The sequence below is a fragment of the Streptomyces sp. NRRL S-87 genome, assembly GCF_000719335.1.
GTDB lineage: Bacteria > Actinomycetota > Actinomycetes > Streptomycetales > Streptomycetaceae > Streptomyces.
This window is the reverse complement of record NZ_JOGB01000002.1, coordinates 132,064-149,920: the sequence shown is the minus strand read 5'-3', so window position 1 is coordinate 149,920 and position 17,857 is coordinate 132,064. Positions and strand designations below refer to the sequence as shown.

16 protein-coding genes are annotated in these 17,857 nt (G+C 74.5%); 7 read left to right on the top strand and 9 right to left on the bottom strand.

What is annotated here, in order from left to right:
- Position 1: 1 nt before the first annotated feature.
- The 4 genes from IF43_RS0101785 to IF43_RS0101770 form a co-directional block, all read right to left on the bottom strand.
- On the bottom strand, positions 2–949 hold the full coding sequence (locus IF43_RS0101785; RefSeq protein ID WP_030192970.1) for an RluA family pseudouridine synthase: 948 nt from the start codon (positions 947–949) through the stop codon (positions 2–4).
- A 76-nt stretch (positions 950–1,025) separates the two neighbouring features.
- Entirely contained in the window at positions 1,026–2,549 is a 1,524-nt protein-coding gene (locus IF43_RS0101780; RefSeq protein ID WP_030192969.1) for a serine hydrolase, read from the bottom strand.
- A gap of 67 nt (positions 2,550–2,616) precedes the next feature.
- Positions 2,617–3,423 (bottom strand): siderophore-interacting protein, encoded by an 807-nt coding sequence (locus IF43_RS0101775; RefSeq protein WP_030192968.1) that lies wholly within the window; start codon positions 3,421–3,423, stop codon positions 2,617–2,619.
- A gap of 92 nt (positions 3,424–3,515) precedes the next feature.
- Positions 3,516–4,421 (bottom strand): 5'-3' exonuclease, encoded by a 906-nt coding sequence (locus IF43_RS0101770; RefSeq protein ID WP_030192967.1) that lies wholly within the window; start codon positions 4,419–4,421, stop codon positions 3,516–3,518.
- A 189-nt stretch (positions 4,422–4,610) separates the two neighbouring features.
- Between IF43_RS0101770 and IF43_RS0101765 the strand changes: the two genes are divergently transcribed.
- Positions 4,611–5,207, top strand: coding sequence for a helix-turn-helix domain-containing protein (locus tag IF43_RS0101765; protein WP_051794525.1), 597 nt, complete (start codon positions 4,611–4,613; stop codon positions 5,205–5,207).
- Positions 5,204–5,938 (top strand): helical backbone metal receptor, encoded by a 735-nt coding sequence (locus tag IF43_RS0101760; RefSeq protein WP_030192965.1) that lies wholly within the window; start codon positions 5,204–5,206, stop codon positions 5,936–5,938. Before IF43_RS0101765 ends, IF43_RS0101760 begins: the two co-directional genes overlap by 4 nt.
- Here IF43_RS0101760 and IF43_RS0101755 read toward each other — a convergent pair.
- Positions 5,907–7,028, bottom strand: a complete 1,122-nt coding sequence (locus IF43_RS0101755) for a TDT family transporter (protein ID WP_051794544.1) — start codon at positions 7,026–7,028, stop codon at positions 5,907–5,909. The genes IF43_RS0101760 and IF43_RS0101755 overlap by 32 nt on opposite strands.
- 82 nt (positions 7,029–7,110) lie before the next feature.
- Here IF43_RS0101755 and IF43_RS0101750 point away from each other — a divergent pair, with 82 nt between their 5' ends.
- Positions 7,111–8,055, top strand: coding sequence for a LysR family transcriptional regulator (locus IF43_RS0101750; protein ID WP_199922657.1), 945 nt, complete (start codon positions 7,111–7,113; stop codon positions 8,053–8,055).
- A gap of 5 nt (positions 8,056–8,060) precedes the next feature.
- Here the strand turns inward: IF43_RS0101750 and IF43_RS0101745 are convergent, their stop codons facing one another.
- From IF43_RS0101745 to IF43_RS0101735, 3 genes are all read right to left on the bottom strand, one after another.
- Entirely contained in the window at positions 8,061–8,801 is a 741-nt protein-coding gene (locus tag IF43_RS0101745) for a gamma-glutamyl-gamma-aminobutyrate hydrolase family protein (protein WP_037887153.1), read from the bottom strand.
- Between the two features lie 110 nt (positions 8,802–8,911).
- Positions 8,912–10,393: an ethanolamine permease gene (gene eat, locus IF43_RS0101740; protein ID WP_030192960.1), complete on the bottom strand. Its 1,482-nt coding sequence runs from the start codon at positions 10,391–10,393 to the stop codon at positions 8,912–8,914.
- A gap of 171 nt (positions 10,394–10,564) precedes the next feature.
- Entirely contained in the window at positions 10,565–11,368 is an 804-nt protein-coding gene (locus IF43_RS0101735; protein ID WP_078909845.1) for a FadR/GntR family transcriptional regulator, read from the bottom strand.
- Between the two features lie 78 nt (positions 11,369–11,446).
- Here IF43_RS0101735 and IF43_RS0101730 point away from each other — a divergent pair, with 78 nt between their 5' ends.
- The 4 genes from IF43_RS0101730 to IF43_RS0101715 all read left to right on the top strand — a co-directional run bounded on the left by IF43_RS0101730 (position 11,447) and on the right by IF43_RS0101715 (position 16,511).
- The gene (locus IF43_RS0101730; RefSeq protein WP_030192956.1) at positions 11,447–12,811 is read left to right on the top strand and encodes a glutamine synthetase family protein; all 1,365 of its coding nucleotides are present in this window, start codon (positions 11,447–11,449) and stop codon (positions 12,809–12,811) included.
- Between the two features lie 8 nt (positions 12,812–12,819).
- The gene (locus IF43_RS0101725) at positions 12,820–14,217 is read left to right on the top strand and encodes an aldehyde dehydrogenase (protein WP_051794523.1); all 1,398 of its coding nucleotides are present in this window, start codon (positions 12,820–12,822) and stop codon (positions 14,215–14,217) included.
- Between the two features lie 6 nt (positions 14,218–14,223).
- Entirely contained in the window at positions 14,224–15,018 is a 795-nt protein-coding gene (locus IF43_RS0101720) for a 3-oxoacyl-ACP reductase (protein WP_030192952.1), read from the top strand.
- Between the two features lie 185 nt (positions 15,019–15,203).
- Entirely contained in the window at positions 15,204–16,511 is a 1,308-nt protein-coding gene (locus tag IF43_RS0101715; RefSeq protein WP_030192950.1) for a haloacid dehalogenase-like hydrolase, read from the top strand.
- A gap of 106 nt (positions 16,512–16,617) precedes the next feature.
- Here the strand turns inward: IF43_RS0101715 and IF43_RS0101710 are convergent, their stop codons facing one another.
- On the bottom strand, positions 16,618–17,820 hold the full coding sequence (locus IF43_RS0101710; RefSeq protein ID WP_030192949.1) for an amino acid deaminase/aldolase: 1,203 nt from the start codon (positions 17,818–17,820) through the stop codon (positions 16,618–16,620).
- Between the last annotated feature and the right edge of the window lie 37 nt (positions 17,821–17,857).

Sequence of the window (17,857 nt, the reverse complement as noted above, 5' to 3'; positions counted from 1 at the left end):
CTCAGGGGGAGGCCTCCCAACCCGGGAGGTCCTCCCAGGCCTGCAGGGTGCGGGAGGACTCGAACCGGTGGTTCAGCCCCGTCACCGGGTCGGTGAACTCCAGTGTGCGGGCCAGGAGTTGGAGGGGGCGGCGGTAGTCGTCCGGGTCCGGGTCGAGGACGGCCGGGTACACCGGGTCGCCCAGGATCGGCACGCCGAGGGCGTTCATGTGCACCCGCAGCTGGTGGGTGCGGCCGGTGGCCGGGGTGAGGCGGTAGCGGCCCAACCCGGCCCGGTGGGCCAGGAGTTCGACGTGGCTCTCGGCGTTCGGCTCGCCCGGAAGCTCCTCGGCGGCGATCACCCCGCGGGTCTTCTCGATCCGGCTGCGCACGGTGCGCGGGAGCGCCAGGGCGGGGTCGTACGGGGCGACCGCCTCGTACTCCTTGCGTACCCGCCGGTCCTGGAACAGGCCCTGGTACGCGCCGCGGTCGGCCGGCCGCACGCTGAACATCACCAGGCCCGCGGTGAGCCGGTCCAGCCGGTGCGCGGGGCTCAGGTCGGGCAGGCCGAGCCGGTGGCGCAGCAGGGCCAGCGCGGTCTGGGTGACGTGGCTGCCGCGCGGGGTGGTGGCCAGGAAGTGCGGCTTGTCGGCCACGAGCAGGTGGTCGTCGCGGTACAGCACCGGCAGCGGGAACGGCACCACCGGCTCGGCCGGCAGGTCCCGGTGGAACCAGACGAACGCCCCCGCCGTGTACGGGTCCCCGGGACGGACCGGGGTGCCGTCGGCCCCGTACACCTCGCCGCGCTCCAGCAGCCGCGCCATCGCGCCGGCCCCGGCGCCGCCCTCGTACCGGTGGCGCAGGTACGTGCCCGGGTCCGGCCACGCGCCCTCCGGGAGCCGCAGCCGCACCGGGTCGATGCCGAGGCGCTGGGGGAGGGGCGAGGCGGGGATCGGGGCTCTGCGTCTCATCGTGGCCAAGGCTACGGGGTGCCGGCGGGGCCAGGGGCCCCGGGCAGCCGGCCCCGGGGCCCCTGGCGGGCGGCGCTCAGTGGGCGCGCTGGAAGGTGCCCAGGCCGTTCTCGTCGAGGTACTCGATGCGGACGGTGCCGTCCTTGAAGGTCACCCCGGTGCGGCCGACCGCGTTCTCCCCGACCGTCTCGAAGCTGAACGTGTCGCCGTCGTAGTGAGTCAGCGGGAAGTCCATGGGCTTCGGGCCCAGGTGCAGGACGAGCCCTCCGCCGCCGGGCTCGGCGGTGACGGTCAGCTTGCCGTAGTACGGGTTGTCGTACGTGCCCGTGTACGCGCTGTCGGCGCGGGCCGGCCGGGCGTCGGCCGGCGGGTGGGCGTAGTCCGTCTCCGACTTCCCCTGGCCCAGCTGCTCCTCGTAGGCCTTGGAGACCACCGGTAGCCAGTCGCGGGTCGGCTTCCCGTGCTCGACGGTGTCGAAGAAGTTGAGGGCGATGACGTCGGCCTGGCCGAGGGGGGCGCCGTTGGTGAGGACGACGATGCCGAGGTGCTCGGCCGGGACCATGGTGACGTTGGTGTTGGCCCCGAGCGCGAAGCCGCCGGAGTGGCTCAGGTGCAGCCGGCCCTTGTCGTCGTTGCGGACGTTCCAGCCCAGGCCGTAGAAGCCCGGCATGGTGTTCGCGGCCGGCGGGTGGGTCACGATCTCCGGCACGTGCGTGGCCGCCAGTCCGTCGGCGTCGATGATCTGCTGGCCGTCGAGCTTGCCGTCGGCGAGCTGCAGGCGCAGCCAGCGGGTCATGTCCCGGGCGTTGGAGCTGACCCCGCCGGCGGGGGACTGGGCGTCGGCGTCGCGCTGGTAGCGCGGCTTCCAGGTGCCGTCGGGCTCCTTGACGTGCGTGAGCGCGCGGTCGGGGGCGTTGAGGTAGTCCTCGTACCGCGAACTGGTGTGGTTCATTCCGGCCGGCTTGTAGAGGACGTCGGCGGAGAGCTTGTCCCACGGGACGCCCTTGGCCTGGGCGACGGCCTCGGCGGCGGCGGTGAGGCCGAAGTTCGTGTACGCGTAGCTGGCGCGGAACGGCGTCAGCGGCTCGTAGCGCAGGTGGGACAGGATGTACGAGCGGTCGTAGCCGAGGTCTTCGAGGAGGTCCCCGGCGTGGTCCGGCAGGCCCGAGCGGTGCGAGAACAGGTCGGCCGCGGTGACGTGCTCGCTGACCCAGGGGTCCTTGAGCGTGACGCCCGTCAGGGGCTTGGCCCAGCCGTCCGCCCCGATCGCGCCGGCCACCACCGTGCTGGCCAGCGGCTTGGAGACCGAGGCGAGTTGGAAGACGGTGTCGGGGTCAATCTTCCGGGAGGGGTCCTCGGTGCTGCGGACGCCGTAACCCTTGAGGTAGACGAGCTTGTCGTTCTGGACGACGCCGACCGCGACGCCGGGGACGCCGGTGCGGCGCATGACCTCCTCGACCTGGGAGTCGAGTCTGCCGAGGGCGCTGCGGACGGGGTCGGGGGACGGGGTGGGGCTGGGTGCGGCGGTGGCGGCTGCCACGGCTCCCGCCGCCAGGGTGAGCCCGGTGGCCAGGGCCAGTCCTCTACGTCGGTGGCGCATGGTCCCATTGAACGACGGTCGACGGGGGCGCGCGCGTCGGCGGGGCCGGGCCTGCGGCCCCGCCGGGTCAGGACTCCTGCTCGGCCTCCACCTGGGCGTTCCAGGCACGCTTCGTGTTGCGCCAGGCCTCGTCCGTGTGGCCGAGGCGCCAGTAGCCGGAGATCGAGAGCCGCTCGCGCGGCACGCCGCGCTCCAGGCGCAGGTGGCGGCGCAGCTCCTTGACGAAGCCGGCCTCGCCGTGGACGAAGGCGTGCACCGAGCCGACCGGGAAGTCCAGGCCGGTGACGGCCTCGACCAGGCGCTCGCCCACCGGGCGGCCGCCCCGGTGCAGCCACACCGGCTGCACCCCGTCGGGCGTGGCGACCTTCACCTCGTCGGCCTTGCCCTCGACCTCGATGAAGCAGCGCACCTGCGCGCCGGCCGGCATCCGCTCCATCGCCGCCGCGATCGCCGGCAGTGCGCTCTCGTCGCCGACCAGCAGGTGCCAGTCCGCCGCGGCGTCGGGGGCGTAGCCGCCGCCGGGGCCGAGGAAGTGCACCCGCTCGCCCGGTCGCACCCGCGCCGCCCAGGGGCCGGCCAGACCCTCGTCGCCGTGCAGGACGAAGTCGATGGTGAGCTCGCGGTGGGCCGGGTCCCAGGACCGCACGGTGTACGCGCGCTGGCGCGGCCACTGCTCGCGGGGGAAGGAGGCGCGGATCTCCTCCATGTCCCAGGGCTCGGCGTAGGTGACGCCGTCGGCGGGGAACAGCAGCTTGACGTAGTGGTCGGTGAACTCGCCCGCCTCGAAGCCGGCCAGTTCCGGTCCGCCCAGCACCACGCGCACCATGTGCGGACCGAGCCGCTCGGTGTGTACGACGGTGGCCGTGCCGACCATGCGTGTGCGCGCCTCCTTGAGGGCCACTACTCCTGCCACGGTGGTACCCCGTTTCCCCTGACGTGTCACTTAGGTTTGCCTAACCTAGCACCTCAGGCCCGAAGTGTGGAGAGCAACCTCTCCACCGCTCCACCCAGACCCCACCGTCGCACCAGGTCGGAGAGGGCCTCGGGGTCCGCCGGAGCCTTCGGCAGCGTGGGGTCGAACGGCGGAAGCGGAACGTCGGAGGCCACCTTGACGACCTTGGGGGCGACCGCGACGTACGGCCGCGCCTCGTCGAGGCGCCGGCGCTGCGCCGGGGTCAGCTTCGACGCCGGATCGTCGACCGCGGCCATGATCCCGTCGAGGCTGCCGTAGGCGTCCAGCAGCTTCGCCGCCGTCTTCTCGCCGATGCCGGGCACTCCCGGCAGGCCGTCGCTCGGGTCGCCGCGCAGCAGCGCCAGGTCCGCGTACCCGGGGCCGTCGACCCCGTACTTCTCCGCGAGGACCGCCTCGTCGGTGATCTGGAGCGTGCCCACGCCCTTGAGGGGGTAGAGCACGCGCACCTGCCGGGCGTCGCTCACCAGCTGGTACAGGTCGCGGTCGCCGGTGACGATGTCCACCGGGCCGGTGGCCCGGCCGGCCAGCGTGCCGATCACGTCGTCCGCCTCGTACCCGGCGACGCCCACGCGCGCGATGCCGAGGGCGTCCAGGGCCGCCTCGATCACCGGCACCTGCGGGGCGAGGGTGTCGGGGACCTCCTCCTCGTCCGGTCCGGCCGCCGTCTCCACGGCGACGCGGTGCGCCTTGTAGGAGGGGATGAGGTCCACCCGCCAGTGCGGCCGCCAGTCGGCGTCCATGCACGCCACCAGCTCGTCGGGGTGGTGGTCCTGGACGAGCCGCGCGATGAAGTCGAGCAGCCCGCGCACGGCGTTGACGGGCGTCCCGTCGGGGGCGCGCACGGAGTCGGGGACGCCGAAGTAGGCGCGGAAGTAGAGGGATGCGGTGTCGAGGAGCATCAGGCGTCGGGTCACGCTGACGATGATGCCGCAGCCCGCCCGCGGCCCCGGCGCGCACCCGGGCGGCCACGCTGCGTGAGCGTACGGATGCGGAGTTCGCCGTGCGCGCGAATCCGGGGGCGGAAGCTGCGTAAGGTGCTTACAGCACACCCCTGTGCGACCCGGACCAAGGGGAGGGCAGCCCCGGCCATGGACGAGAAGGACAAGGACAAGGACAAGGAGAGGGACGGCAAGGAACCGCTTCGGGTGGGTGCCGCGGTCCGCAAACGGCGCCGGCAGCTCCAGCTCACCCTCGCCGCCGTCGCGGCGCGAAGCGGCCTCTCGGTGCCGTTCCTGAGCCAGATAGAGAACGAGCGGGCCCGCCCCAGCATGCGCTCCCTGGAACGGGTCGCGGACGCGCTGGAGACCACCGCCGTGGAGTTGCTGGCCGCCTCCGACAGCACCCGCACCGTCGACCTCGTGCGTGCCGGCGACGCCTCCGGGCTCGCGCCCGCCGGGGTGCGCCCCCTCGTCCGCGGCCACCACCAGCTGCACGCCCTGGAGTTCACCGGCGAGCAGGACGCGGGCCGCGAGTACCAGCACCGCAACGACGAGCTGATGTACGTGGTCGAGGGCTCCTGCCAGGTCGAGGCCGAGGGCCGGGCCTACCGGCTGGAGGCCGGGGACTCGCTGTTCCTGTCCGGCGGGGTGCGCCACCGCTGGCGGTCCACCGGGGAGGGCACCCGCCTGCTGGTCGTGGCGGTCGGCGGCCACGTCGACGCCGTCACCGAGCCCCCCGGCCGGTGAGCGCGGACCGGGGCCCCAGGGTCGTCTCCCTCGTGCCGTCGCTCACCGAGGCCGTCGCCGCGACGGCCCCGGGGCTCCTGGTCGGCGCCACCGACTGGTGCAGCCACCCGCCCGGCCTGGACGTCGTACGCATCGGCGGGACGAAGAACCCGGACGTGGCCGCGGTCCTGGCCCTGCGCCCGGACCTGGTGGTCGCCAACGAGGAGGAGAACCGGGCCCCGGACCTCGACGCGCTGCGCGAGGCCGGGGTCGAGGTGCTGGTCACCGAGGTGCGCGCGCTGCCCGACGCCTTCCGGGAGCTGGAGCGGGTGCTGGTGGCCGGCTGCGGGCTGTCCCGCCCGGCGTGGCTGGGCGCGGCCGAGGAGGCCTGGGCGTCGGTGGCGCCGGCGGGGGAGTGGCGCGCGGTCGTACCGATCTGGCGGCGGCCCTGGATGGTGCTCGGCCGCGACACCTTCGCCGGCGACCTGCTGGCCCGGCTCGGGGTGCGCAACGTGTACGCCGACCACCCCGAGCGGTATCCGAAGGTGCCGCTGCCGGAGCTGGTGGGCTCCGGCAGCGACCTGGTCGTGCTCCCCGACGAGCCGTACGCCTTCACCGCGGCGGACGGTCCCGAGGCCTTCCCGCAGGTGCCCGCCGCCCTCCTCAGCGGGCGGCACCTGACCTGGTACGGGCCCTCGCTCGTACGGGCCCCGGAGGTGCTCAGCGCGGGGCTGCGAGCAGCCGTCCGCTGACCAGCCCGCGGAGGGTGTGGGCGGCGGCGGCCAGCCAGGCCAGCACCAGCAGGGCGTAGAGCCCGGCGGCCAGCCACTCCAGTGCGACCAGGCCGGTGTGCCGGGCGAGGCCGGCGGCACCGGTGACGCAGGTGCCGACCGGGAAGGTGAAGGCCCACCAGGTCATCGCGAATCCCATGCCCCGCCGGGCGGCGCGCACCACCAGGGCGGTGGCCAGGGCGAGCCACAGCAGGGCGAAGCCCATGACGGGGACGCCGTAGACGACGGCGAACACGGACAGGCCCTCGGCGTAGGGGGCGCCGATCGCGCGGGGGGCCTGGTCGGCGAGCTGGTTGACGGCCGTGGTCGACTGGCCGAGCGGGCCGAGCACCAGGAACAGGGTCGGGGTGAGCGCCGGCGGCAGCGGCCCGCCGACGATCAGCCGGCCGAAGATCAGGGGCAGCATCAGCAGGGTGGCCAGCAGGCTGAGCCCGAACATGGCGTAGCAGGCCAGCAGCAGGGCCTCGCGGGCCTGGCCGGCGGCCAGGTGCGGGATCAGCAGGGGGCCGAGCGCGGCCGAGACCATGGGGGCGACCAGCGGCAGCAGCCACACCGGGCCGGCCGAGCCGGCATCGACCTTGTGGCGGGCCACCATCAGGTACGGCACGGCCACGGCGGCCACCAGGCCGACGGCGGTGCCGGCCGCGTACAGCACGGTGTCCACGGCGACGGCCGGGCCCTGGCCGATGAGGTCCCCGCCGACCAGCAGGGTACCGGCGCCGACGGCCAGCAGGGCCATCGACAGGCAGCCGTAGAAGGGGGCGACCGCCGGGTCCAGCAGGTGGGCGCGGGCCTGGTCGCGGTGGTGCAGCCAGTGCCCGGCGCGGGCGGTCAGGACGGTGACCAGCGCGGCCGCCGACAGGACCCACATGGACTGGGAGAGCCCGCGCAGGCCCGGGAACTGGTACGGCAGGCCGGCGCCGGCGTTGGCGATGATCGCCGTGCCCATGACGGGGGCGTACCAGTGGGGACCGAGGTGGCGCAGGGCGGGGAGCCGGCGCCGCTCTTCCCGCCGTTCGGTTGCGGCGGTGAGGGTGCTGGGGTGGTGCATGACGGTGGCCATGGCCCCAGCGTCGCGCGGGGGGAACGGACGCAGTAGAGATGATCTCCCTATGGGCCCATAAACTGGATTTATGAGTGAGGGAACGTCCAGGGGCGGGGGTGCACCGGCTGTGCCGCTGTCCCACCGGGTGCCCGACCTGGGATCGCTGGAGCTGCTGCTGGCCGTGGCCCGGCTGGGCAGCCTCGGAGCCGCGGCGCGCGAACTGGGGATCACCCAGCCGGCCGCCAGTAGCCGGATCCGGGCCATGGAGACCCGGCTGGGGGTGTCCCTGGTCGAGCGCTCGCCGCGCGGCTCGCGGCTGACCGAACAGGGGGCGCTGGTCACCGACTGGGCGCAGCGGATCATGGAGGCGGCGGCCGCCTTCGACGCCGGGGCGCAGGCGCTGCGCGGGCGGCGGGACTCGCGGCTGCGGGTGGCCGCCAGTCTGACGATCGCCGAGTACCTGCTGCCGGGCTGGCTGATCGCGCTGCGCGCGGAGCGGCCGGGCACCGCGGTCTCGCTGCAGGCCGGGAACTCGGCGGCGGTCGCCGAGCGGGTCCTCGCGCGCGAGGCGGACCTGGGGTTCGTGGAGGGGCGCGCGGTGCCCGACGGACTGGACTCGGCGGTGATCGCCCACGACCGGCTGGTGGTGGCGGTCGCGCCCGGACACCCGTGGGCGCGACGGGCCTCCGGGGTCCCGGCCCACGAGGTGGCGGCCACGCCGCTGATCCTGCGGGAGCGCGGTTCGGGCACCCGGGAGGTGCTGGGCGCGGCGCTGGCCGCGTACGGCGGACTGGCGGACCCGCTCCTGGAACTGGCCTCCACCACGGCGGTGAAGGCGGCCGCGGAGAGCGGGGCCGGTGCGTGCGTGCTGTCGGAGCTCGCGGTGCGCGAGGAGCTCACCGCCCGCCGGCTGGTGGCCGTACCGGTGGCGGACACGTCACTGGAACGGTCGCTGCGGGCGGTCTGGCCCGGGGGCGCCCGCCCCGCCGGCCCGGCCCGCGACCTGCTGTCGCTGACGCGCCGGCGGGGGTAGGGGGTCTACGCCACCGGGGCCGGCGCGGGAGCCGCGGCGGGGGCCGGGACCGCGGCCGGGGCGGTGGCGGCGGTCTCGACGAGCGAGCGCATCACGCGCAGGTCCGTGCCCCGCTCGGGGTGCCACTGGACGCCCAGGACCCACTGCTCGCCCGGGAGTTCGACGGCCTCCACGGTGCCGTCGTCGGCCCACGCGGAGACGACGAGCCCGCGGCCCAGGGTCTCGACGGCCTGGTGGTGGTAGGTCGGCACGTCGGTGGGCTCCGGCGCCAGGGTGCCGTACCGGGTGCCGGCCACCGGCGCCACACGGTGGTCGCACATGACGCCGGGTGCCTTCACATGGCCGTCGATGTGCTGGACGAGGGTCCCGCCGAGGGCCACGTTCAGGGCCTGCATGCCCCGGCAGATGCCCAGCAGCGGGATGCCGCCGTCCTCCAGCGCGGCCCGGATCAGCGCCAGCTCCCAGGTGTCCCGGGCCGGGTTGGGGGCCCCGGTACGGGGGTCGCGCTCGGCCCCGTAGCGCGCCGGGTCGATGTCCGGGCCGCCCGCGACGACCAGGCCGTCGAGCCGGGTCAGCAGCTCCGCCGCCCGTTCCGGATCGTCCGGGGGCAGCAGGACCGCCGTACCGCCCGAGGCCTGTACGTACTCGTGGTAGCCGGACGGCGCCAGGGCCGCCGGTACGTCCCACGGGCCGTAGCGGGCGGACGCCTCGAGGTAGGTGGTGATGCCGATGAGCGGCCTGGGCACGGCGGGAACCTCCCGGAGCAGGGGTGAGCGGGTCGCGGCGGGGCTGGGTCGGTTTCGGAGTCGGTCGGGGTCGGTGGGGTTGGCCTTGGGCGGGCGGGGCCGGTCGGGTGTCAGTCCCGGTCGAGTTCTGCCTCGGCCGCCGCCAGCGCCGCGAACTCCTCCTCCGGCGCGGAGGCCACCAGGTGGTGCCGACTGTAGAGCGCGAAGTACGCCAGGGCGGCCGCGTACACGGCCAGTGCGATGAACGCGGCCTCCTTGTCCACCAGGAAGGTGGCGACCAGCGCCGAAAGGGCGAGCACGAAGGCGGCCGTGGAGGTCGCCACCCCGCCGGGCGTCCGGTACGGCCGGGCCAGCCCCGGCTCGCGGCGGCGCAGCACGATGTGGGACAGGGCCATCAGCGCGTACGAGATGGTGGCGCCGAAGACCGCGATGTTGAGCATGCGGGGGCCGTCGCCGGTGCCGGCGGCCAGCGCGAAGCCGAGCGCGCCCGGGATCAGCAGGCCCAGGTACGGGGCCTTGCGGCGGCTGGTCAGGGACAGGAAGCGGGGCAGGTCGCCGGCCCGCGAGAGGGCGAAGAGCTGGCGGGAGCCGGCGTAGATCAGGGAGAAGAACGAGGCGACGAGGCCGGCCAGGCCCGCGTAGTTCACGAAGGTCTTCAGCCACGACAGGCCCGGGTCGCCCTCCAGGGCCACCACGAGGGGGTTGCCCGCCGCCTGGATGGCGTCGGCGCCGCGCGCCCCGGTGGCGACGAGGAAGGTGACCAGCGCGAGCAGGGCGAGGATGCCCATCGAGGTGGCCAGCGCCCGGGGCATGGAGCGGACCGGGTCCTTGGCCTCCTCGGCGGCCAGCGGTACGCCCTCCACGCCCAGGAAGAACCACATGCCGAACGGGAAGGCGGCCCAGATCCCGAGCACGCCGAACGGCAGCCAGGAACTCGACCCGAAAGCCGAGGCGTCCACGGCGATGTCGTCGAGCCGGCCCGCGTCGAAGTGCCCCAGCGCGCCCACCGCGAAGACCAGCAGGGCGGCCACGGCCACCGCCGTCACGATCAGGCTGAAGCGCAGCGCCTCGCCGACGCCCCACAGGTGGATGCCGATGAACAGGGCGAAGCAGGCCAGGTAGACGGGCCAGCTGGAGGTCAGTCCGAAGAGGTGCAGGGACTCGACGTAGTCGCCGATGAAGATGGCGATCGCGGCCGGGGCCAGCACGTACTCGATGAGGATGGCGGTGCCCGTCAGGAAGCCGCCCCAGGTGCCCAGCGCCCGGCGGGCGAAGCCGTAGCCGCCGCCCGCGGTGGGCAGGATCGCCGACAACTCGGCGAGGGAGAAGACCAGGCAGGCGTACATCGCGCCCATGAGGAGGGTGGCCAGGGCCAGGCCGCCGAAACCGCCGTGCGCCAGACCGGTGTTCCAGCCGGAGAAGTCGCCGGAGACGACGTACGCGACGCCGAGGCCGGTCAGCAGCAGCCAGCCGGCGCTGCCGCGGCGCAGCGTGCGCCGCTCCAGGTAGGCGGCGTCGGGGGAGGGGTCGGCCCCGGCGGACGGGGCGGGCGGAGGGACGGGGGTGAGGCGCGCCTCGGTGTCTTCGGCCATGGGTGGTCCTGCCTCGGGGTGATGGAGGGGAGGAGCAGGGGCAATGGTTCGAGGGCATACCTTTGCCGCATGCGGGGAGACGGCGCAAGACCCCTGGGTTAAACCGGCGTTACGGGTCGGCCGCCGCGGGCGTCGCCGCAGCCGCAGCCCGGCGAGCCGCGGCCGGACCGGTCACGTCAGGAACCCCCGCAGCAGCGCCGCCGTCCCGCAGCAGTGCTCGCGCATCACCTCGCGGGCCGCCTCCGGATCGCGGTCCAGGATCGCGTCGACCAGGGCGGCGTGCTGGCGCTGGGAGTGCTCCAGGTTGCGCACCAGCAGCGGGATGCAGTCCAGCAGGTCGTTGACGGTCGCCCGGACCGCCGCGTACTGGGCCGTCAGCGTGGCGGAGCCGGAGAGCTCGGCCAGCGTCAGGTGCAGCAGTGTGTCGAGGCGGCGGTATTCGGTCAGCGGGGCGTCCTCGGTCGCCGCGAGGGCGCCCCTGAGGCGCGCCGCGCCCTCCTCGTCGAGCCCCTGGGCGGCGCACAGCCCGGCCGCGCCGGTCTCCAGCACCTCGCGGAAGCGCAGCACGTCCTCGATGTCCACCCCGGCCACGCGCCGGCGCAGTTCCGCCTCGGCGCCGCTCGCCGGGGTGTCGGGGCGCGGCCGTACGAACGTACCGCCGTACCGCCCGCGTCTGCTCTCCACCAGTCCCTGGTCCTGGAGCACCTTGAGCACCTCGCGCAGCGTCACCCGGCTGATGCCCATGCGGTCGGCCAACTCGCGCTCGGGGGGCAGGCGTTCGCCGCCGGGTACCAGGCCGAGCCGGACGACCTGCAGGATCTGCTCCAGGGCCTCCTCGAAGCCGTTGCCCGCGCGCACCTGACGGAGCACCGGGCCGAGCCGGTCGGGTCCCGCGCCGTCCCTCGTCGGTTCGCCCTGCTGCCGTGCTCCCCCGCCGTGCGCCTGCGGGCCGTCGTTGACGCTTTCCGGTGCCATGTTCCGCCATCCCCTTCCCAATCAATGGTCTCTCCCCATACCTTAGGCCTCCTCGGCTCACCCGAAGGAGAGAATCCCGTGGTAGACCGCACACCGCCGCTTTCGCCGGACGAGCTCCGCGCCCTGGTCGCGAACGGCGAGATCGACACAGTGGTCCTGGCCTTCACCGACATGCAGGGCAGGCTGCAGGGCAAGCGGTTCGCCGCACCGTTCTTCCTCTCCGACGTGCTCGACCACGGCACCGAGGGATGCAACTACCTCCTCGCCGTCGACGCCGACATGAACACCGTCGACGGGTACGAGATGTCCTCCTGGGACCGCGGCTACGGCGACTTCGCCATGCACCCCGACCTGTCCACCCTGCGCCGCCTCCCCTGGCACCCCGGCACCGCCCTCGTCATGGCCGACCTCGCCTGGGAGGACGGCTCGCCCGTGGTCGCCGCCCCCCGGCAGATCCTGCGCCGCCAGCTGGACCGGCTCGCCGAACTCGGCCTCGCCGCGCAGGTGGGTACGGAGCTGGAGTTCATCGTCTTCAAGGACACGTACGAGCAGGCCTGGGAGGCGAACTACCGGGGCCTGACCCCCGCCAACCAGTACAACATCGACTACTCGGTGCTCGGCACCGGCCGCATCGAGCCCCTGCTGCGCCGCATCCGCAACGAGATGGCCGGCGCGGGACTGACCGTGGAGTCCGCCAAGGGCGAGTGCAACCTCGGCCAGCACGAGATCGCCTTCCGCTACGACGAGGCCCTCGTCACCTGCGACCAGCACGCGGTCTACAAGACGGGCGCCAAGGAGATCGCCGCCCAGGAGGGCGTCTCCCTCACCTTCATGGCCAAGTTCAACGAGCGCGAGGGAAACTCCTGCCACATCCACCTCTCGCTCACCGACGCCGACGGCCGGAACGTCATGGCCGGTGACGGGCCCGGCGGCATGTCGGACACCATGCGCCACTTCCTGGCAGGACAGCTCGCCGCCCTGCGCGAGTTCTCCCTCCTCTACGCGCCCAACATCAACTCCTACAAGCGGTTCCGGCCCGGCTCCTTCGCCCCGACCGCCGTCGCCTGGGGCCGCGACAACCGCACCTGCGCCCTGCGCGTCGTCGGGCACGGCCGCTCGATGCGGTTCGAGAACCGCGTACCCGGCGGCGACGTCAACCCGTACCTCGCCGTCGCCGGCCTGGTCGCCGCCGGCCTGTACGGCATCGAGAACCGTCTGGAGCTGCCCGAGGCCTGCGCCGGCAACGCCTACACCGCCGACTACGAGCACGTCCCCGGCACCCTCCGCGAGGCCGCCGAGCTGTGGGAGAACAGCGCCGTCGCCAAGACCGCCTTCGGCCCCGAGGTCGTCGCGCACTACCGCAACGCGGCGCGCGTCGAACTCGACGCCTTCGACTCCGCGGTGACCGACTGGGAACTGCGCCGCTCCTTCGAACGCATGTGAGGCACGACTTGTCGCTCCCCCCGCACCAGCACCCGCTCGACGCGCCCACCGAGCACCAGGTCCTCAACCCGGCCACCGAGGAGGTGGTCGCCACCGTCCCCGCCGCCTCCGCCGCGGACGTCGACGCCGCCGTGGCGCGGGCCGCCGCGGCGCAGCGCGCCTGGGCGGCCGCCGCGCCGGCCGACCGGGCCCGGCTGCTGCGCCGGTTCGCGACCGTGGTCGACGAGCACCGCGAGGAGCTCGCCCGGCTGGAGGTCACCGAGGCCGGCCACACCGTCGGCAACGCCCGCTGGGAGGCGGGCAACGTCCGCGACCTGCTCGACTTCGCGGCCGGCGGCGTGGAGCGGCTGTCGGGCCGTCAGATCCCGGTGCCCGGCGGCCTCGACGTCACCTACCTCGAACCGCTCGGCGTGGTCGGCGTCATCGCGCCGTGGAACTTCCCCATGCCCATCGCCGCCTGGGGCGCCGCCCCCGCGCTGGCCGCCGGCAACGCGGTGCTCCTCAAGCCCGCCGAGACCACCCCGCTGACCGCGCTGCGGCTCGCCGAGCTGGCGCTGGCGGCCGGGCTGCCCGAGCACCTCTTCCAGGTGCTGCCCGGCGCCGGTCCGGTCGCCGGCACCGCGCTCGTCGAGCACCCGGACGTCGCCAAGATCGTCTTCACCGGGTCCACGAAGGTCGGCAAGCAGATCATGGCCGCCTGCGCCCGGCACGTGAAGCGGGTGACCCTCGAACTCGGCGGCAAGAGCCCCAACATCGTGTTCGCCGACGCGGACGTCGAGGCCGCGGCAGCCGCCGCTCCGATGTCGTTCCTCGACAACACCGGCCAGGACTGCTGCGCCCGCACCCGGATCCTCGTCCAGCGCTCCGTGTACGACCGGTTCATGGAGCTGCTGGAGCCCGCGGTCAAGGAGGTCGCCGTCGGCGACCCCGCCGACGAGGCCACCCAGATGGGCCCGCTGATCTCGCGGGTGCAGCTGGACCGCGTCCGCTCGTACGTCACCGACGACCTGGAGACCATCCGCGGCAGCGCTCCCGACGGCCCCGGCTTCTGGTTCCCGCCGACCGTCGTCACCGGGGTCGACCCGGCCGCGCCGGTCGCCGCCGAGGAGGTCTTCGGGCCGGTCGCCGTGGTGCTGCCCTTCGAGGACGAGGCGGACGCCGTCCGGCTGGCCAACGCCACCGAGTACGGCCTGTCCGGCTCGATCTGGACCCGCGACGTGGGCCGGGCCCTGCGCCTCTCGCGCGCCGTCGCGGCCGGCAACCTCTCCGTCAACTCCCACAGCAGCGTCCGCTACTGGACCCCCTTCGGCGGCTTCAAGCAGTCCGGCCTGGGCCGCGAGCTGGGGCCCGACGCCCTCACCGCCTTCACCGAAACCAAGAACGTCTTCATCAGCACGGAGGCCTGAACCACCATGACCACCGAAGCCACCCCCGAGGCCGTCTGCCGCCGCCTGGTCGGCCGGACCGCCGTCATCACCGGCGCCGGCAGCGGCATCGGCCTCGCGACCGCCCGCCGACTGGCCTCCGAGGGCGCCAACGTCGTCTGCGGCGACATCGACGAGACCGCGGGCAAGGCCGCCGCCGAGGCCGTCGGCGGCACCTTCGTCAAGGTGAACGTCACCGACCCCGAGGAGGTCGAGAACCTCTTCAAGGTCGCCCACGACACCTACGGCTCCGTCGACATCGCGTTCAACAACGCCGGAATCTCCCCGCCCGACGACGACTCCATCCTCACCACGGGGCTCGACGCGTGGAAGCGGGTCCAGGAGGTCAACCTCACCTCCGTCTACCTGTGCTGCAAGGCCGCCCTGCCGTACATGCAGCGCCAGGGCCGGGGCTCGATCATCAACACCGCCTCGTTCGTGGCCGTCATGGGCGCGGCCACCTCGCAGATCTCGTACACCGCCTCCAAGGGCGGCGTCCTGGCCATGTCGCGCGAGCTCGGCGTGCAGTTCGCCCGCGAGGGCATCCGGGTCAACGCCCTGTGCCCGGGGCCGGTCAACACCCCGCTGCTGCAGGAGCTGTTCGCCAAGGACCCCGAGCGGGCCGCGCGCCGCCTGGTGCACATCCCCGTCGGCCGGTTCGCCGAGGCCGACGAGATCGCCGCCGCGGTGGCCTTCCTCGCCAGCGACGACTCCTCGTTCGTCAACGCCACCGACTTCCTCGTCGACGGCGGCATCTCCGGGGCGTACGTCACCCCCCTGTAAGCCACCACGAGGGCGGCGGCCCTACCGCCGGGCCGCCTCCCACCCCCCACACGGACAGCCGGGCGCCACCCACCTCCTCGGGCGCCCGGCTGTCCGGCGTCCGCCCCGCCCCCTTCCCCCACCTCTCGCCCCGCCTCCACCCCCCACCTCTCGCCCCCCCCGGCCCACCGACTCCAGGGAGCACCATGCGCAGACACGTCCCGGCCGCGCTCGCCCTCGCCGCCACGGCGGCCGCCGCCCTCCTCCCCGCGCCCGCCGCCCAGGCCGCCCCGGGCACCCCGGCCGTCCGGACCGTCCCGCCCCGGCAGGGCGACTGCGCCCGCCCCGTGGTGGGCGCCGGCTGGTACGGCGAGAACCGGGCCCGCCTCCAGGAGCTCATCGACACCTACGGCCGCTGCACGTCCCAGCGGCCCGGCCGGCACCGCCCGGTCGCCGTCTTCGACTGGGACAACACCGTCGTCAAGAACGACGTCGGCGACGCGACCTTCTACTGGCTGCTGCGCAACGGCAAGGTCCGTCGGCCGGCCACCGGGGACTGGACCACCACCAGCCGCCACCTCACCCCCGCGGCCGCCGCCGCGCTGTCCACCGCCTGCGACGCGCTCGCCGCCCCCGGCGACCCGCTGCCCACCGGCACCCCCGGGGGCACTGCCTGCGCCGACGAGCTGTCCGCCGTCTACGGCACCGGCGCCACCCGCGCGGGCGCGCCCGCCTTCGCGGGCTGGAACCGCCGCACCACCGAGCCCGGCTACGCCTTCCTCGCCCAGCTCACCCAGGGCTGGACGGCCGCGCGGATACGGTCCTTCGCCGCGGCCGCACGCCGGGAGAACCTCGCCGCCCCCGTCGGCACCACGCAGCGGGTCGGCAGCTCCTCCGTCACCGGCTGGGTGCGCTACTACGACCAGCAGACGGACCTCGTCCGCGCACTGCAGCGGGCCGGCTTCGACGTGTGGATCAGCTCCGCCTCGCCGCAGCCGGTCGTGGAGGTGTGGGCACGCGGCGCGGGCATCGCCGCCGACCACGTCATCGGCATCCGCAACGTCACGCGCCACGGCGTCACCACGGCGCGCCTGGAGGGCTGCGGATCGGTCCCGGACGGCGCCGACACGATGATCACGTACATCGACGGCAAGCGCTGCTGGATCAACCAGGAGGTCTTCGGCGTACGGGGCGCGGCCGCCGAGCGGGTCCAGCCGGCCCGGCACCGCCAGGTGTTCGCCGCCGGCGACTCCGACACCGACGTCTCGTTCCTGCGCGACGCCACGGCCCTGCGGCTGGTGCTCAACCGCAACAAGAACGAGCTCATGTGCCGGGCCTACGACGACGCCGACGGGCGCTGGCTGGTCAACCCGATGTTCATCGAGCCGAAGAAGCAGAGGACGAGCCCCTACCCCTGCGCCACCACCGGCTACACGGCCCCCGACGGCACCCCCGGCCCGGTACGGCGCGCCGACGGCAGCGTCGTACCGGACCAGGCGGACACGGTGTTCTGACGGATCCGCGGGCGCGGGCCGGCGGCGCGGGTACGGGGCACCGCGCCCGGTGCGCGCGCGACGTCCGGAGGGCGCCTCACCACGTCCGGATGGCGCGTCACCACGTCTAGAGGAAGGTGCGCCCCTCACCGCGGTACGTCGGGACCGTGGCGGTGACCCGGTCGCCCTCGACGAGGTGCAGCTCGTCGAAGCGCTCGCACAGCTCGCCCGCCTTCGCGTGCCGGAACCACACCCGGTCCCCGATCAGCAGGTCGTCCGCCGGCGCCCCCAGGAGCGGGGTCTGCACCTCGCCCGCCCCCTCCTGGGGGTCGTACCGGAGCCCCTCCGGCAGGTACGGCACCGGCAGCCGGTCCGCGCCCGCCGCGCCCGACGCCGGGTACCCGCCGCCGAGCACCGTCACCACGCCCACGCCGGGCCGGCGCACCACCGGCTGCGCGAACAGCGCCGCCGGGCGGCCGCGGAAGGACGTGTAGTTGTCGAACAGCCGCGGCACGTACAGCCCCGAACCGGCCGCGACCTCCGTCACCGCGTCCTCGGCCACGGTGGACTCCACGCTGCCCGTGCCACCGCCGTTGACGAACTCCAGGTCCGGTACGACCGACCGGACCGCGCGCACCGCCTCCGCCCGCCGCGCCGCCAGCTCCCGGCGGGCCGCCGCCTGCATCAGCCGGACGGCCCGGGACCGCAGCGGCCGCCCGGCCACCGCGTCGCCGACGCCCGCGATGTGGCCTTCGTACGCCATGAGGCCGACCAGCCGGAACCCCGGACGGGAGGCGATCTGCCGGGCCAGGTCCGCGAGTCGGGAGGGCTCGCGCAGCGGCGAGCGGCGCGCGCCGACGCGCACGCGCCCCCCGAGGAGGTGGAGCGCGGTGTCCAGCTCCAGGCACACCCGGACCTCCTCGACGCCGCCCGCGCGGGCCGCGTCGACGAGCTCCAGCTGTGCCGGGTCGTCCACCATCACGGTGACGGCGGCGGCCAGCTTCGGGTCGCCCGCCAGCTCGGCGAAACCGGCCCGGTCCGCGGACGGGTACGCGAGCAGTACGTCCTCGAAGCCCGAGCGGGCCAGCCACAGGGACTCGGCCAAGGTGTACGACATGACGCCCGCGAAGCCGTCGCGGGCGAGGACGCGTTCGAGCAGGGCCCGGCAGCGCACCGACTTGGTCGCCACCCGGACCGGCTTCCCGCCGGCGCGGCGCACCAGGTCCGCCGCGTTGGCGTCGAAGGCCTCCAGATCGACGATGGCGAGCGGGGCGTCGAGGTGCGCGGTGGCCCGGTCGTACCGGGCCCGGTCAGCGGCGGGAGTCGTCACCGGTGTCGTCATGGGCGCAGCTTGCCAGACCTGATTA

Coding starts and splice junctions, on each gene's coding strand:
- IF43_RS0101715 (WP_030192950.1), top strand. CDS start 15,204: ATGCGCAGACACGTCCCGGCCGCGCTCGCCCTCGCCGCCACGGCGGCC.
- IF43_RS0101770 (WP_030192967.1), bottom strand. CDS start 4,421: ATGCTCCTCGACACCGCATCCCTCTACTTCCGCGCCTACTTCGGCGTC.
- IF43_RS0101755 (WP_051794544.1), bottom strand. CDS start 7,028: ATGCACCACCCCAGCACCCTCACCGCCGCAACCGAACGGCGGGAAGAG.
- IF43_RS0101780 (WP_030192969.1), bottom strand. CDS start 2,549: ATGCGCCACCGACGTAGAGGACTGGCCCTGGCCACCGGGCTCACCCTG.
- IF43_RS0101765 (WP_051794525.1), top strand. CDS start 4,611: ATGGACGAGAAGGACAAGGACAAGGACAAGGAGAGGGACGGCAAGGAA.
- IF43_RS0101775 (WP_030192968.1), bottom strand. CDS start 3,423: ATGGTCGGCACGGCCACCGTCGTACACACCGAGCGGCTCGGTCCGCAC.
- eat (WP_030192960.1), bottom strand. CDS start 10,393: ATGGCCGAAGACACCGAGGCGCGCCTCACCCCCGTCCCTCCGCCCGCC.
- IF43_RS0101750 (WP_199922657.1), top strand. CDS start 7,111: ATGAGTGAGGGAACGTCCAGGGGCGGGGGTGCACCGGCTGTGCCGCTG.
- IF43_RS0101785 (WP_030192970.1), bottom strand. CDS start 949: ATGAGACGCAGAGCCCCGATCCCCGCCTCGCCCCTCCCCCAGCGCCTC.
- IF43_RS0101735 (WP_078909845.1), bottom strand. CDS start 11,368: ATGGCACCGGAAAGCGTCAACGACGGCCCGCAGGCGCACGGCGGGGGA.
- IF43_RS0101720 (WP_030192952.1), top strand. CDS start 14,224: ATGACCACCGAAGCCACCCCCGAGGCCGTCTGCCGCCGCCTGGTCGGC.